The following is a 14,323-nucleotide window of genomic DNA, read 5'->3' as shown; positions in this document are numbered from 1 at the left end:
CCGTTATCTTGCGTGGGAGCGGGCTTGCCCCGCGATAGCGTTTTCAGCCCTTGCGCGGGCTGAGGATGAGCAAGGTCAGTACCCCCGCCACAATCCCCCAGAACGCCGACCCGATCGAGAACAGGGTGAACCCCGATGCCGTTACCATGAAGGTGATCAGCGCCGCCTCACGCTCACGCACCTCGCCCATGGCCACGCTCAGGCCATTCATGATCGACCCGAACAGCGCCAGCGCGGCGATCGACAGCACCAGCTCTTTGGGCAGGGCGCCGAACAGCGCCGCCAGGGTGGCGCCGAAGGTACCGGCGATACCGTAGAAGATCCCGCACCAGACCGCAGCGGTGTAGCGCTTGCGCGGGTCTTCATGGGCGTGCGGCCCGGTGCAGATGGCCGCGCTGATGGCCGCCAGGTTGACCCCGTGGGAACCGAACGGCGCCAGCAGCAGCGAAGCGAAGCCGGTGGCCGAGATCAGCGGCGACGCCGGCACCTGGTAGCCGTCGGCGCGCAGCACGGCGACCCCGGGCATGTTCTGCGAGGTCATCGCCACCACGAACAACGGGATGCCGATGCTGATGGTCGCCGCCAGCGAGAAGCTGGGCGTGGTCCACACCGGGGTGGCTACCTCGAGCTGGAAGCCGCTGAAGTCCAGCAGGCCCAGCGCGCCGGACAGCGCGGTGCCCACCAGCAGCGCGGCCAGCACGCAGTAGCGCGGGGACAGGCGCTTGACCAGCAGGTAGCTGAAGAACATGCCCAGCACCAGCACGGTACGGTGCTGGGCGGCGACGAAGATCTCGCTGCCGATCTTGAACAGGATGCCCGCCAGCAAGGCGGAGGCCAGCGACGCGGGAATGCGCTTGACCAGCCGTTCGAAGCTGCCGGTGAGCCCGCAGATCAGCACCAGCACGGCGCAGGTGATGTAGGCGCCGATGGCTTCGCCGTAGCTCACGCCACCGAGGCTGGTGATCAGCAGTGCCGCACCGGGCGTCGACCAGGCCACGGTGATCGGCGTGCGGTAGCGCAGTGACAGGCCGATGCTGCACACCGCCATGCCGATCGACAGCGCCCAGATCCACGACGAGATCTGCGCGCTGGTCAGGCCTGCCGCCTGGCCGGCCTGGAACATCAGCACCAGCGAGCTGGTGTAGCCGGTGAGCATGGCGATGAAACCGGCGACTACCGCCGAGGGGGAGCTGTCTGCCAGCGGGCGCAGGGGCACGGTGGTGGCATCGGTCATAGGGTGAATTCCTTGTACAGGTGTAAGCATTTTTTTCAGGCTACCGTGCCATGGCTTGATCCTTGCCATACAGCAGGCATTGCATTTAGCCGTACAGTCGCCAACTATTGGCCACGGTTCTGCAACTGCGTGAAAGGGGAGGGACGATGTACAAAGTGTATGGCGATTACCAATCGGGCAACTGCTACAAGGTCAAGCTGATGCTCAGCTTGCTGGACCGCCCGTACGAGTGGCAGGCGGTGGACATTCTCAAGGGCGAGACCGAAACCCCCGAGTTCCTGGCCATGAACCCCAATGGCAAGGTGCCGGTGCTCAAGCTGGAGGATGGCACTTGCCTGTGGGAGTCCAACGCCATCCTGAACTTCCTCGCCGATGGCAGCGAGTTCCTGCCCAGCGAGCCACGCCTGCGCACCCAGGTGCTGCAGTGGCAGTTCTTCGAACAGTACAGCCATGAGCCGTATATCGCAGTGGCGCGGTTCATCCAGTTCTACCTGGGGCTGCCGGACGAGCGACTGGAGGAATACAAGGGGCTGCACAAGGGCGGCTACAAGGCGCTCAAGGTGATGAACAAGCAGCTGGAGATGACGCCGTACCTGGTCGGCGAGCAGTATTCGATTGCCGACGTGGCGTTGTATGCCTACACCCATGTGGCGCATCAGGGCGGGTTTGATCTTTCTGCCTATCCGGCGGTGCAAGCCTGGCTGGCGCGCGTGGCCAGCCATCCGCGGCATGTGCCGATGGTGGATTGAGGCTGGAAGATCTTGTGCGGCCTTTGTAGGAGCGGCCTTGTGTCGCGAAAGGGCTGCATAGCAGCCCCGGCAATTTCGGCAGTGGCGCAAAAATCCGGGGCCGCTTCGCGCCCCTTTCGCGGCACAAGGCCGCTCCTACAGAGGGTGCGAGCCCTCAGACTGCCGCGAAGCGCTTGTCCAGGTAGGCAATGATGTCCTTGGACTCATACATCCAGGTCACCTTGTCGCCTTCATCGATGCGCAGGCATGGCACCTTCACCCGGCCACCGCCTTCGAGCAGCGCCTGGCGGTGCTGGGCATCGTTCTTGGCGTCGCGCAGCGCCACCGGCACGTTGAGGCGGTGCAGGGTGCGACGGGTTTTCACGCAGAACGGGCAGGCGTGGAACTGGTACAGGGCAAGGCCCTTGGCGTCCTGTTCAACGCGCGCCTGGGCCGAGGCATCACGCTTCTTCTTGGCCGGGCGGCTGATCCAGTCGCCGAACACGATGAGCTGGCCGAGGCCTACCCGCAGGGCTTTGACGATCATGACTGACTCCTGATCTGGTTGAGGCGCACAAAACAAAAAGCCGACCCCTGGGGGTCGGCTGCGGATCATAGGCCGATCACTTGATCAGGCTGAGGAACTCGCTGCGGGTAGCGGCGTTGTCACGGAACTCGCCGAGCATCACCGAGGTGAGCATGGTGGAGTTCTGCTTCTCGACACCGCGCATCATCATGCACATGTGCTTGGCTTCGATCACCACGGCCACGCCGGCGGCACCGGTCACCTGTTGCACGGCCTCGGCGATCTGGCGGCTGAGGTTTTCCTGGATCTGCAGGCGACGGGCGAACATGTCGACGATGCGCGCCACTTTCGACAGGCCCAGTACCTTGCCCTTGGGCAGGTAGGCGACATGGGCCTTGCCGATGAACGGCAGCATGTGGTGTTCGCACATCGAATACAGCTCGATGTCCCGGACCAGCACCATTTCGCTGTTGTCGGAGCTGAACAGCGCGTTGTTGGTGACTTCTTCCAGGGTCTGCTCATAACCGCGGCAAAGGTACTTCATGGCCTTTGCAGCCCGCTTGGGCGTGTCGAGCAGGCCCTCGCGGGAGACGTCCTCACCCAGTTGGCTGAGGATCTCGGTGTAGTTCTGTTCCAGGGACATGGATCTACCTGTGGAAAATTTCGCAAAGGCGAAGGGTACGGCGGCGGCGGCGGCGCTGCAAGCGCGATGTCACTCGTCGCGGCCTTCGAGCATGGTTCGCTTGAGCATGACATACACAGCGCCGGTACCGCCGTGGCGGGCCTGGCACGAGGCAAAGCCGAGCACCTGCGGGTGCTGGCGCAGCCAGGTGTTGACGTGGCTCTTGATCATCGGGCGCTTGCCGTCGATACGCGCGGCCTTGCCGTGGGTGACGCGCACGCAGCGTACTTCCAGCTTGGTGGCCTCGGCGATGAAGTCCCAGAGGATCTCGCGGGCTTTCTCCACACTCATGCCGTGCAGGTCGAGGCTGCCCTCGAAGGCGATCTGGCCGAGCTTGAGTTTGCGGATCTGGCCTTCCTGCACGCCGTCGCGGCGCCACATCAGCTCGTCTTCGGCACCGACGTCGATGACGAACTGGTCGGACAGGCCGTCGACCACCAGTGGCTGGTCGCTGCGGATGGTCGCCGCCTGGCGCAGGCCGGCCAACTGCTTGCGATCGGCCTTGGCTTTGCCGACTTCGGCGCGGTCGTGCTTGATCTGCTTGACCCCGCGCACTTCGCTGCGGAAGAGGGAAAAATCGTCGTCTTGCATGGTGCCTCCACGTGGGCGGCGTAGTTTACGCGAGTGTGGGCCTTAGTGAAGTCTTGAGTTAATGGTGCGGGCCTCATCGCCGGCAAGCCGGCTCCCACAGGATGACACTGGGTTCAGGATTGACACGGTCGCTGTGGGAGCCGGCTTGCCGGCGATGAGGCCGGTACTGACGAACGGGATATCAGTCGTGTTTTTTCATCAAATGCGGCGACAGGTTCAGCTCACGCCCGCGGCGCAGGCGAATGCGGCTGCGCCGCCAGAAGCGCACGCCGACATACAGCAGCAACAGCCCGACCACAGTCAGTGTGGCCGCGAGTGGGCGGTTGGCATTGAGTTCGGCGAGGGCGGGGTAGTTGCCCAGCAGGCCGGCGATGCCGGCCATGGCGAGCAGGATGCCCAGGGTGGCCAGCAGGACGGAGAAGGCGGCGGCCAGGCGCGCGCCCCAGTTGCGCGGCTCGCGCTGGCGTAGGCGTCTGGCATCGAAACTGCCTTTGAGCTTCATTCGAATTCCTCGGGATCGGGTGTCGCTGATCCGGGTTTCGACCTGCTGTGCGCCCTTGGGTTCCGCCCGTCCGCCGGGCGGTGCCTGGTTCAGACCAGGCTGGCGGTAGGGGCCACGCAGGCGAAGTTGTCGGCCATCACGGCCATCTCGCACTGGTGAATCTGTGCGGCCGGGATGACCCCGTCCTTGAAGGCCAGGTCGCGGGTCGCCGAGGCATCTTCCACCAGGGTGCAACGATAACCATAGTCCTTGGCGCGGCGTACGGTGGTGCTGACGCTGGAGTGGCTCATGAAGCCGCACACGATCAGGTCCAGGTGGCCGAGCTCCTGCAGCGTTTCGTGCAGCTTGGTGTTCTTGAAGGCGTTGGGCATGCGCTTTTCGATGATGGTCTCACCGGCCAGCGGCTCCAGGCCCGGGATGAACTCGCCGCGCGCGCCCTGCGGGTCGAACAGGCCGCCGACGGTGCCCAGGTGGCGAACGTGGATGATCGGGCGCCCGGCCTTGCGGGCAGCGTCGAGCAACCGGGCGATGTTGGCCACGGCCTCGTCCATGCCCGACAGCGCCAACGGACCGCTCAGGTACTCCTTTTGCGCGTCGATGACGATCAGGCTGGCTTGGCCCAGCTTGGCCGGCGGGTAGTCGCGGCCGCTGAGGCGGAACATCGTGGTTGGAACGGACATCAAGGGCTCCTTGGGTAGGGCTTTTGTGCCCCTATTCTCCCTTGCCTTGGCGCCAATGTGAATGGTTGACATTGCAGGCGGCATGGTTACTGGCCTGTGGCTATCCATTCGGCTATCGGAGAGAGCATTTGTGTGGTGTGGGCTGTTAGACTTTTGGCCTGTCTGAAAAGGAGTCTTCCGTGATCACATCCCGCCTGCGCACCCTGCGCGACCATATCCGCTGGGCGGTCAGCCGCTTCCATGAGCATGAGCTGTTCTTCGGCCACGGTGCCGACAATGCCTGGGACGAGGCCCGCCTGCTGGTGCTCGGCGCCGTGCACCTGCCGTGGGAGGTGGCCGACAGCTACCTGGACTGCCAACTGGAGGACGACGAGCGGGTGCGTTTGATGCACTTGCTCAAGCGCCGTATCGAGGAGCGGGTACCGACCGCCTACCTGCTGGGCGAGGCGTGGTTCTGCGGCATGTCGTTCATTGTCGACGAGCGTGTGCTGGTGCCTCGCTCACCGATTGGCGAGTTGATCGAAAAACGCTTCGAGCCGTGGCTGGCGGCGGAACCTGCGCGCATCCTCGACCTGTGCACCGGCTCCGGTTGCATCGGCATCGTCGCTGCCGAGGTGTTCCAGGAGGCTGAGGTGGTGCTGGGCGACCTGTCCTTCGACGCCCTGGAAGTGGCCAACCAGAACATCGAGCGACACGGGCTGGATACGCGGGTCTACACCGTGCAGGGTGATGGCTTCGCTGGCCTGCCGGGGCAGCGCTTCGACCTGATCCTGTCGAACCCGCCCTACGTCGACTCGGAAGACTTCGCCGACATGCCGGCCGAATACCACCACGAGCCCGAACTGGGCCTGGCCTGCGGCAATGACGGCCTGGACCTGGTGCGGCGCATGCTCGCCGAGGCGGCTGACCATCTGACCGAGAAGGGTTTGCTGATTGTCGAAGTGGGCAACAGCCAGGTGCATGTCGAGGCGTTGTACCCCGAGGTGGACTTTGCCTGGCTGGAGTTCGAGCGCGGCGGGCACGGGGTGTTCATGCTGACTGCCGAGCAGTGCCGGCAGCATCAGGAACTGTTCGCTTCGCGGGTTTGATCGGCGTTCGGTGAACTGGGGCTGCTGTGCAGCCCTATCCGGCCGGTCCGGCGCCCCGGCAAGGCCGCTCCTACAGGAGACCGCGTACCTCTGTAGGAGCGGCCTTGTGTCGCGAACCGGCCGCAAAGCGGCCCCAGCTTTTATCAGCGAGTGGCAATCCAGATCAGCAGCCCGGCCTGGAACACCGCAAAGGCCACCAGGCAGGTGATGGTGAAGCGCAGCCCATTGTCCTCGCGGCGGTACTTGGCCACACGCTCGTCGCGCTCGCGCAGCTGCGCTTCCTTTTCCATCAGGTTCTGCTCGGCCTGCTGCAGCATGCCGGCGGCGTCGAGGATGTCGACCCGCTGCACCTTCTCGGTATTCCAGCCGCCCTTGAGCTGGCCCACTGTGGTTTCCACCACGGCGCCCTTGAGTATCTGGCCTTCGCTGTACTCCACGGCCAGGCCGACGCTGGTCAGCACATGGTCGCGGCGCAGGCGCGTGTCTTCGTTCAGCGCGTCCTTGTTCGGCAGGCTCATGCCTTCGATGTGGTAGCCCGAGCAGCGCTGCTGCAGCCATTGCACCGCCTGGGCCAGCAGGTAGCGGCCAAGCCCACGATTGAGCGGCTCCAGCTGCAGGCCAGCGTCGCTGCCGATGCGCACCAGGCGCTGTTCGTGATCGACGCGAATATCCAGCTGGTTCTGTTCCTTGCGCACTTTCTGCCCGGGCAGGCGGATTTCCATGCGCAGCAGGCTATGGGCCTTGTCATGCCGCTCGGCGTAACCGAACTGGACGAAGCGCAGCGGGCGGGCGCCGCTGTTGCGATCGGTCGGCAGGGCGGCCAGGCGCAGCAGCTGGAAGTGTTCGGCAGCCAGGTCCGCCCACGGCTGCGGGGCGCTTTCCGGGGCTTGTTCTTCGGTCGCCTCGGCGGCGGCGGGAGCATCGGTCATCAGGGCAATCCTCAGGTGCGCGGCGGCCGGGTGCTGGTGGACATCGCACGCGCAGTCACCGCCTTCTCATGCCGCGTTATCGGCAGCCATCGCCAAGACCTGAGCCTGCGGCGGCAGGAAAGCTCAGGCCGGCGGCAGGCCATGGATGAAGGCGACGATCCGTTCGCCCAGTTCGCGGGCCAGCGGCAGTTCGGGATTGCTGTAGCTGTCGCGTTGCTGGCGCATGTCCCGGGGGCTGATGCGCAACATGTGGTTCATGCCGTCGATCAGCGCCAGTTGCGCGTCGGGCTTGGCGGCCTTGAGCCGCTCGGCGTCGGCAACCTCTACCTGCACGTCGTTGCGCCCCTGAATGATCAGCGCCGGCACCTGGAGCCTGGCGAACGCCGCCGCCGGGTCCTGGCGCAGCAGCGAAATCAGGTACGGCTGCACACTGGGGCGGAACACCTGGCGCAGCGGGGCCGGTACATCCAGGCTGGTCTGCCCGGCCTGCAGGCGATCGATCAGGGCCACGCCGCCGGCCAGTTGCGCCGCCGGCAGGCGCTGGGCCAACTGCTCGCGCAGCACATCGGCCACCGGGCGGCCGCTGCCGGCCAGGGTGATGACCGCGCTGGCGCCGGCCTGCTCGGCGGCCAGGCTGGCAATCAGTGCCCCCTCGCTGTGGCCGACCAGGATCAATGGGCCGAAACGTGGGTCGTGGCGCAGTTTCTGGCCCCAGGCCACGGCGTCGGCGACGTAGCGCTCGACGCTCAGATCGCGCTCGTCCGGGGTGGCCGGCTGGCTGGCGGCCACCCCGCGCTTGTCGTAGCGCACGCTGGCGATGTGTTCGCCGGCCAGCAGCAAGGCCAGGCGCTTGAGGTTGTCGATGCGCCCGGAGGCCGGGTTGTTGCCGTCGCGGTCGGTGGGGCCGGAACCCGCGATGATCAGCACCACCGGCGGCGGGGTGTCCTGCTGCGGCAACAGCAGGCTGCCGTGCAGCACGCCCTGGCCGGTGTCCAGGTCGATCGGGCGTTGCAGCACGGTAGGTGCGGCCGCGTGGGCCAGGCCGGCGCACAGCATTAGGAGCAGGGTGATGAGGCGCGACTTCATGGACGGGGGCTGCTTGGGGAGGTGAGGGTAAGACAGAGCCGGAAGGGGAAGGTTCGTGCGGCGCGTCGAGTTGACCTGTGCCGGCCTCTTCGCGGGTAAACCCGCTCCCACAGGGCCAGCGCCGGTTTCGAACACACAGTAGCACCTGTGGGAGCGGGTTTACCCGCGAAGAGGCCGGCATGGGCAACCCATCCTGTGGCGTTTTCCGTATACTGCTGCTTTCGTCCCACTCAGGCTGATTTCGCGGAGCGTCCATGTCCGGCAATACCTACGGCAAGCTGTTCACTGTCACCACCGCTGGCGAAAGCCATGGCCCGGCGTTGGTCGCCATTGTCGATGGGTGCCCGCCCGGCCTGGAAATCTCCCTGGCCGATCTGCAGCATGACCTTGACCGGCGCAAGCCCGGCACCAGCCGGCATACCACCCAGCGCCAGGAAGCGGATGAAGTGGAGATCCTCTCCGGCGTGTTCGAAGGCCGCACCACCGGCTGCTCGATCGGCCTGCTGATCCGCAACACCGACCAGAAGTCCAAGGACTACTCGGCGATCAAGGACCTGTTCCGCCCGGCCCACGCCGACTACACCTACCACCACAAGTATGGCGAGCGCGACTACCGCGGCGGCGGGCGCAGCTCGGCGCGCGAGACCGCCATGCGCGTGGCCGCCGGTGCCATCGCCAAGAAATACCTGGCCACCCAGGGCATCCGCGTGCGCGGCTACATGAGCCAGCTCGGTCCGATCGAGATCCCGTTCAAGACCTGGGACTCGGTGGAAGACAACGCCTTCTTCAGCCCCGACCCGGCCAAGGTGCCGGAGCTCGAGGCCTACATGGACCAACTGCGCCGTGACCAGGATTCGGTCGGGGCGAAGATCACCGTGGTGGCCGAGGGCGTGATGCCGGGCCTGGGCGAGCCGATCTTCGACCGCCTCGACGCCGAGCTGGCCCATGCACTGATGAGCATCAACGCCGTCAAGGGCGTTGAGATCGGCGCCGGTTTCGCCTGCGTCGCCCAGCGCGGCACCGAACACCGCGACGAAATGACGCCGGAAGGCTTCCTCAGCAACAACGCCGGCGGCATTCTCGGTGGCATTTCCTCCGGCCAGCCGATCGTCGCCCACCTGGCGCTCAAGCCGACCTCCAGCATCACCACGCCGGGCCGCTCGATCGACATCGATGGCAACCCGGTGGAAGTGATCACCAAGGGCCGTCACGATCCGTGCGTCGGTATCCGTGCCACGCCGATCGCCGAGGCGATGATGGCCATCGTGCTGATGGACCACCTGCTGCGCCACCGCGGGCAGAATGCCGATGTGAAGGTGAATACCCCGGTGCTGGGCCAGCTCTGATCAGATTGTTCGAGCCTCATCGCCTGTAGGAGCGGCCTTGTGTCGCGAAAGGGGCGCAAAGCGCCCCCGGCAATCGATGTGAAAACGCTGAGATCCAGGGGCTGCTGCGCAGCCCTTTCGCGACACAAGGCCGCTCCTACAGGCGATGAGGCCGGTACAGACAACCACCGAGCTTGCCCCATGCCCCCCATCCCCTACTGGCGCCTGTCCAGCTTCTACCTCTTCTACTTCGCCCTGCTCGGTTCCACGGCGCCGTTCCTGGCCCTGTACTTCGATCACCTGGGCTTTTCCCCGGCACGCATCGGCGAGCTGGTGGCCATCCCCATGCTGATGCGTTGCGTCGCCCCCAACCTGTGGGGCTGGCTGGGTGACCGCAGTGGCCAGCGCCTGTTGATCGTGCGTTTGGGGGCTTTGTCGACCCTGGCGACCTTCTCGCTGATCTTCTTCGGCAAGAGCTACGCCTGGCTGGCGTTGGTGATGGCCCTGCACGCGTTCTTCTGGCATGCGGTACTGCCGCAGTTCGAGGTGATCACCCTGGCCCACCTGCACGGCCAGACCGCGCGCTACAGCCAGGTGCGGCTGTGGGGCTCGATCGGCTTCATCCTCACCGTGGTCGGCCTGGGGCGCCTGTTCGAACAGTTGAGCCTGGACATCTACCCGGTGGCCCTGGTGACCATCATGGCCGGCATCGTCGCCGCCAGCCTGTGGGTGCCCAACGCCCAGCCGCCGGAGCATGCCGAGCGGCGCGGGGCAGGGGGCTTCCTCAAGCAGTTGCTGGCCCCGGGCGTGCTGGCGTTCTACCTGTGCGTGGGGCTGATGCAACTCAGCCACGGCCCGTACTACACCTTCCTCACCCTGCACCTGGAGTCGCTGGGCTATAGCCGCGGTGCGATCGGCCTGCTGTGGGCGCTGGGGGTGGTGGCCGAGGTGCTGGTGTTCATGGCCATGAGCCGCATCTTTGCGCGTTTTTCGGTACGCCGGGTGCTGCTGGCGAGCTTCCTGCTGGCCGCCGTGCGCTGGCTGCTGCTGGGCAACCTGGCGGATATCCCGGCGGTGCTGGTGCTTGCCCAGGTGTTGCACGCCGCCACCTTCGGTTGCTTCCACGCCGCCAGCATCGCCTTCGTGCAGTCCAGCTTCGGTGCCCGCCAGCAGGGCCAGGGCCAGGCGTTGTACGCCGCATTGTCCGGCACCGGCGGTGCGCTGGGCGCGCTGTATTCGGGTTACAGCTGGAAACTGCTGGGCCCGCACTTCACCTTTGGTATGGCCAGCGTCGCGGCACTGGCGGCAGCCGTTATCATTGCCCTCCGTTTGAAAGACAGCAGGAACGACCCCTGATGAGCATCCTCAGCGTTTTCCACAGCAGCAGCCCCGAGCTTGCGAACAAGGTACTGACCCACCACGACGACATCGTCGCCACCCTGGCCGAGCAGGGTGTACGCCTGGCGCGCTGGGAATCCGGCGCGCGCCTGCGTCCTGGCAGCAGCCTGAGCGAGGTGCTGGACGCGTGCCGCGCACCGCTTGACCGGCTGATGAGCGAGCATGGCAGCGCAACCTTCAGGCTGCTCAGCCGCGATGGCGACGACCCCGCCGAGGTCGACTTGCGCGACGAGCATGTGCATGACGACGAGCAAGTGTTCGCGCTGATCAGCGGGCGTGCGCAGCTGAGCCTGCGCCTGGGCGATTTCGTCTATGCCGTGCTGTGCGAAAAAGATGATGTGCTGGTGGTGCCGGCTGGCACCCGGCGCTGGCTTGACCTGGGGGACACGCCGTTCTGCCTGGCGTTGCGGCTGCACGCCAGCGAGCAGGGCGTGCAGCCGCGTTTCACCGGTGATGCCGGTGCCCGGCAGTTCCCAGGGTTTGGCGAGCTCTGAAACAGCCGCTTAGCGGTAGGTTGGCAGCGCGAAGCGCTGCTGGCTTTGCAGCCTGGAGATCACTGGCAGTTCGCTGGCCTGTTCGGCGAGGTCACGGCGCAGCGCACTGATCGCCCACGACAGCTGTTCGGCACTGTGCAGTTGCGCGTAGCTCAGCACTCGGCGGGTGACCACGCCATCGGCGGCGCGCAAGGTCAGCAGCACACCGCCGTCCGGGCGGGCCTTCGTGTCCACCTGATAAGCGGAAAACACCGAGACGAACTTTTGCTGGATGAGGTCCATATCAACTCCTGACTGATGTGTGGGCAGACATGAGTTGGGTTTTGCAGTGATCGTGCCATTCTTCTCGTTGTAAAAAATCCTTTATAAACAATGACTTATCGCTTATTTGGGAACGCTCTGGATTGCATTCTGCAAGGTCGTGCAATTTGCACAGTGCAATTTGCACGGTCATAGCTTCTGTCTCTGCCCCCCATAGAATCTGAACCTTTGACCCACTGGCGGTGCCTGACCAACACTTGGGCCCATTCAATTGCCAGGAGGTTCCAGATGTCCAACCAACAGCCCGCGCCCATGACCGCCGAAGAAACCGCCGCATTCGCCGAAGAAGTCTTCGAGCGTGCCCGCCGTGGCGATGCGCCGATGCTCGGGCGCCTGCTCGACAGCGGCTTGCCGGTCGATTTACGCAACCACAAGGGCGATACCCTGCTGATGCTGGCCAGCTACCACGGCCACCATGAGGCGGTGCAGGTGCTGCTCGGCCACGGTGCCGACCCACTGATCGCCAACGACAACGGCCAGTTGCCCATCGCCGGCGCGGCATTCAAGGGCGACCTGGCGATGATTCGCCTGCTGCTGGAACAGGGCGTGCCCGTGGACGCCGCCGCAGCGGACGGCCGCACTGCGCTGATGCTGGCGGCGATGTTCAATCGTCTGGAGATCATCGACTACCTGCTGGCCCAGGGCGCCGACCCGGCGCACCGCGATGCCGGGGGCGCCACCGCACTGATGGCGGCGCGCACCATGGGCGCGATGGACGCCGCAGCGCGCCTCGAAGCACTCGCCGGCTAACGGCCCGGGGGCGTTTGCGGCTATCCTTGGCGCCTTTTCACGCCAACCCGCAGGGCCCCCCCATGAAAGACCAGTTGCTCGAACTCATCCGCCTCATCGCTGCCGGCTGCATGCGCGATGAGGATATCGAGCGCATCGCCGACGAGGCCGCCCAGGCTTACGCCGACCCCGCCGCCTTCCTGGCCGCCAACCCAGACATCAATTACGACGATACCTTCCCGTTCCCGCTGGGCGAATGGGTGGTGGTCGGCAGCCTGCCTGACACCGTGCTGTTCCAGGCCGACAACTACCAGGACCTGTTCCAGCAGATCAGCGATTCGTTCGACAAGAGCGTGCCGTTCACCCTCAAGCCCAAGCAACTGGCACGTACCGAGCCGTTGACCGCGCTCAACCGCATCCAGGTGCAGATGGGCGCGCTGAACAAGGAAGCCGGCGGTTATGTGCTGCTGAACTTCAGCCAGTTGCTCGACGACGAGTTGCAGGTGGTGATGGTGGGGCAGAACGACTTGGCGCGGGTGCTGGAGCTGGGCGCTGCGGTGGGGATCAAGGTCGAGCCGGCGCTGGAAGCGTTGAAGGTCGCTGTGCACGTCTGAAATCTGCGCCGCTCTTTTCGCGGGTAAATCGCAGCGGCGAAATGGCCCTGAAGGCAGTTGTCAGTTTCAACCCAACGCGGTATCGAGAAACATCATCACCGCAAACCCGCCCATCAACCCCAGTGTCGCCGAGGTCTGGTGGCCGTTGCGGTGGGTCTCCGGAATGACCTCGTGGGACACCACGAAGATCATCGCTCCCGCCGCCAGGCCCATGCTGATCGGGTAGGCCAGGGCGAAGCCGGTGGAGATGCCCAGGCCGATCACCGCACCCAGCGGCTCCATCAGGCCGGAGCCGATCGCCACCAGCGCCGCCTTGAAGTTGGACAGCCCCGTGGCGCGCAGGGCCAGGGCGACAGCCAGGCCCTCGGGAATGTCCTGGATGGCGATGGCGCTGGTCAGTGGCAGGCCGATGCTCATGTCGCCGTTGGCGAAACTCACACCGATGGCCATGCCTTCGGGCAGGTTGTGCAGGGTGATGGCCAGCACGAACAGCCACACCCGGCTCACCCGCTCGGCTTGCGGGCCACAGGGGCCCGTGCTTTCGTGCTCGTGCGGGGTGAAACGGTCGAGGCCGAGCATCAGCAGCACGCCCAGGCCCATGCCCAGCACCACGGTGAAGGCTGCGGCCGGGCCGTTGCCGGTGATCTCGCGGGCAGCGTCGAGGCCGGGAAGAATCAGGGAGAAGGAACTGGCGGCGAGCATCATGCCGGCGGCAAAACCGAGCATCACGTCCTGGCTGCGCGCGCTGACGTCGCGCAGCACCACCGCCAGCACCGCGCCCAGCGCGGTGGCCGCAAAGCCGGACAGGCCGCCGAGGGTGGCCAGGGGCAGGTGGTCGGCATGATCGCCATTGAGCGCATTCCAGATGCTCGCCAGCAGCAGTGCGATGATGGCCAGCAGGCTCAAGCCCAGGCCGGCGCTGAGCCAGGGTGTGGTGCGGGCCTGTTGCCGCCAGGCGCCGAGTGGCGAGAAGGGGGCGGCGTTGTGGTTATGGGCTGGGGGCATGCGGACCTCGAAGCGATGAATGCTGCCAGTCTATCCACTGACTGGCCCGTGGGACCAAGGATTCCCCTCTATCGAGGCCATAGCCAGCTATGCTCTGGCTCACATTCACCGCACGGGAGCAGCGGCATGGGCTCTACTTTCAACGGGCTGGTTGGCCTGGTCATCCTTGCCCTGGACATCTGGGCAGTGCTGAACGTACTCAAAAGCAGCGCCGAAGTCGGTATCAAGGTGTTGTGGATCCTGCTGATCGTGCTGCTGCCGGTGCTGGGGCTGATCATCTGGGCCATTGCCGGCCCGCGGGGCAACCTGCGGATCTGATCACCTGATACCGCGAAAAGCTGGCATCAGCAGTTACAATTTGCCGACGACAAGGCCTATCCTGCCATAGCCT

18 protein-coding genes are annotated in these 14,323 nt (G+C 65.4%); 8 read left to right on the top strand and 10 right to left on the bottom strand.

Going from position 1 to position 14,323, the window contains the following annotated elements; all coding sequences use genetic code 11:
• Nucleotides 1-43 precede the first annotated feature (43 nt).
• Nucleotides 44-1,234, bottom strand: a complete 1,191-nt coding sequence (locus ABE459_RS17930) for a benzoate/H(+) symporter BenE family transporter (protein ID WP_323830881.1) — start codon at nucleotides 1,232-1,234, stop codon at nucleotides 44-46.
• Nucleotides 1,235-1,380: 146 nt separating this feature from the next.
• Here ABE459_RS17930 and ABE459_RS17925 point away from each other — a divergent pair, with 146 nt between their 5' ends.
• Entirely contained in the window at nucleotides 1,381-1,983 is a 603-nt protein-coding gene (locus ABE459_RS17925; RefSeq protein WP_323830882.1) for a glutathione S-transferase family protein, read from the top strand.
• A 154-nt stretch (nucleotides 1,984-2,137) separates the two neighbouring features.
• On the opposite strand, the gene ABE459_RS17920 is transcribed toward ABE459_RS17925, so the two are convergent.
• The 5 genes from ABE459_RS17920 to ABE459_RS17900 form a co-directional block, all read right to left on the bottom strand.
• The gene (locus ABE459_RS17920) at nucleotides 2,138-2,509 is read right to left on the bottom strand and encodes a glutathione S-transferase N-terminal domain-containing protein (RefSeq protein ID WP_125463150.1); all 372 of its coding nucleotides are present in this window, start codon (nucleotides 2,507-2,509) and stop codon (nucleotides 2,138-2,140) included.
• A 76-nt stretch (nucleotides 2,510-2,585) separates the two neighbouring features.
• Complete coding sequence (folE, locus tag ABE459_RS17915; protein WP_110992553.1) at nucleotides 2,586-3,131, bottom strand: GTP cyclohydrolase I FolE; 546 nt, start codon at nucleotides 3,129-3,131, stop codon at nucleotides 2,586-2,588.
• 69 nt (nucleotides 3,132-3,200) lie between these two features.
• On the bottom strand, nucleotides 3,201-3,761 hold the full coding sequence (locus tag ABE459_RS17910; RefSeq protein ID WP_110992554.1) for a Smr/MutS family protein: 561 nt from the start codon (nucleotides 3,759-3,761) through the stop codon (nucleotides 3,201-3,203).
• A 181-nt stretch (nucleotides 3,762-3,942) separates the two neighbouring features.
• Entirely contained in the window at nucleotides 3,943-4,263 is a 321-nt protein-coding gene (locus ABE459_RS17905) for a hypothetical protein (RefSeq protein ID WP_110992555.1), read from the bottom strand.
• An 89-nt stretch (nucleotides 4,264-4,352) separates the two neighbouring features.
• The gene (locus tag ABE459_RS17900; RefSeq protein WP_110992556.1) at nucleotides 4,353-4,943 is read right to left on the bottom strand and encodes a cysteine hydrolase family protein; all 591 of its coding nucleotides are present in this window, start codon (nucleotides 4,941-4,943) and stop codon (nucleotides 4,353-4,355) included.
• A 179-nt stretch (nucleotides 4,944-5,122) separates the two neighbouring features.
• Here ABE459_RS17900 and prmB point away from each other — a divergent pair, with 179 nt between their 5' ends.
• Nucleotides 5,123-6,031 (top strand): 50S ribosomal protein L3 N(5)-glutamine methyltransferase, encoded by a 909-nt coding sequence (gene prmB / locus ABE459_RS17895; RefSeq protein ID WP_125463152.1) that lies wholly within the window; start codon nucleotides 5,123-5,125, stop codon nucleotides 6,029-6,031.
• Nucleotides 6,032-6,174: 143 nt separating this feature from the next.
• Here the strand turns inward: prmB and ABE459_RS17890 are convergent, their stop codons facing one another.
• Complete coding sequence (locus ABE459_RS17890) at nucleotides 6,175-6,960, bottom strand: hypothetical protein (RefSeq protein WP_125463153.1); 786 nt, start codon at nucleotides 6,958-6,960, stop codon at nucleotides 6,175-6,177.
• Nucleotides 6,961-7,083: 123 nt separating this feature from the next.
• Entirely contained in the window at nucleotides 7,084-8,046 is a 963-nt protein-coding gene (locus tag ABE459_RS17885) for an alpha/beta fold hydrolase (RefSeq protein ID WP_323830883.1), read from the bottom strand.
• Nucleotides 8,047-8,300: 254 nt separating this feature from the next.
• Between ABE459_RS17885 and aroC the strand changes: the two genes are divergently transcribed.
• The 3 genes from aroC (at nucleotide 8,301) to ABE459_RS17870 (ending at nucleotide 11,263) form a co-directional block, all read left to right on the top strand.
• A complete protein-coding gene (gene aroC / locus ABE459_RS17880) occupies nucleotides 8,301-9,392 on the top strand; it encodes a chorismate synthase (protein ID WP_125463156.1) in 1,092 nt (363 codons plus the stop codon).
• A 180-nt stretch (nucleotides 9,393-9,572) separates the two neighbouring features.
• A complete protein-coding gene (locus ABE459_RS17875; protein ID WP_125857845.1) occupies nucleotides 9,573-10,727 on the top strand; it encodes an MFS transporter in 1,155 nt (384 codons plus the stop codon).
• Nucleotides 10,727-11,263 carry an oxidase gene (locus tag ABE459_RS17870; protein WP_323830884.1) on the top strand — a complete coding sequence of 179 codons (537 nt, stop codon included), beginning with the start codon at nucleotides 10,727-10,729 and terminating at the stop codon, nucleotides 11,261-11,263. The genes ABE459_RS17875 and ABE459_RS17870 overlap by 1 nt, the downstream gene beginning before the upstream one ends.
• 9 nt (nucleotides 11,264-11,272) lie before the next feature.
• Here the strand turns inward: ABE459_RS17870 and ABE459_RS17865 are convergent, their stop codons facing one another.
• The gene (locus ABE459_RS17865) at nucleotides 11,273-11,545 is read right to left on the bottom strand and encodes a DUF3509 domain-containing protein (RefSeq protein ID WP_125463159.1); all 273 of its coding nucleotides are present in this window, start codon (nucleotides 11,543-11,545) and stop codon (nucleotides 11,273-11,275) included.
• 267 nt (nucleotides 11,546-11,812) lie between these two features.
• Here ABE459_RS17865 and ABE459_RS17860 point away from each other — a divergent pair, with 267 nt between their 5' ends.
• Both ABE459_RS17860 and ABE459_RS17855 read left to right on the top strand, forming a co-directional pair.
• Nucleotides 11,813-12,334, top strand: a complete 522-nt coding sequence (locus tag ABE459_RS17860) for an ankyrin repeat domain-containing protein (protein ID WP_125463160.1) — start codon at nucleotides 11,813-11,815, stop codon at nucleotides 12,332-12,334.
• 62 nt (nucleotides 12,335-12,396) lie between these two features.
• Nucleotides 12,397-12,927 carry a hypothetical protein gene (locus ABE459_RS17855; RefSeq protein WP_125463161.1) on the top strand — a complete coding sequence of 177 codons (531 nt, stop codon included), beginning with the start codon at nucleotides 12,397-12,399 and terminating at the stop codon, nucleotides 12,925-12,927.
• Between the two features lie 66 nt (nucleotides 12,928-12,993).
• Here the strand turns inward: ABE459_RS17855 and ABE459_RS17850 are convergent, their stop codons facing one another.
• Nucleotides 12,994-13,932, bottom strand: a complete 939-nt coding sequence (locus tag ABE459_RS17850) for a ZIP family metal transporter (RefSeq protein WP_125463162.1) — start codon at nucleotides 13,930-13,932, stop codon at nucleotides 12,994-12,996.
• 126 nt (nucleotides 13,933-14,058) lie between these two features.
• On the opposite strand from ABE459_RS17850, the gene ABE459_RS17845 reads away from it, so the two are divergent.
• A complete protein-coding gene (locus tag ABE459_RS17845; protein ID WP_125463163.1) occupies nucleotides 14,059-14,250 on the top strand; it encodes a PLDc N-terminal domain-containing protein in 192 nt (63 codons plus the stop codon).
• Nucleotides 14,251-14,323: the final 73 nt, after the last annotated feature.

Source organism: Pseudomonas sp. TWI923 (assembly GCF_039673365.1).
GTDB lineage: Bacteria > Pseudomonadota > Gammaproteobacteria > Pseudomonadales > Pseudomonadaceae > Aquipseudomonas > Aquipseudomonas sichuanensis.
The sequence above is the reverse complement of the archived record's forward strand: the minus strand, read 5'-3'. Positions and strand labels throughout refer to the sequence as shown.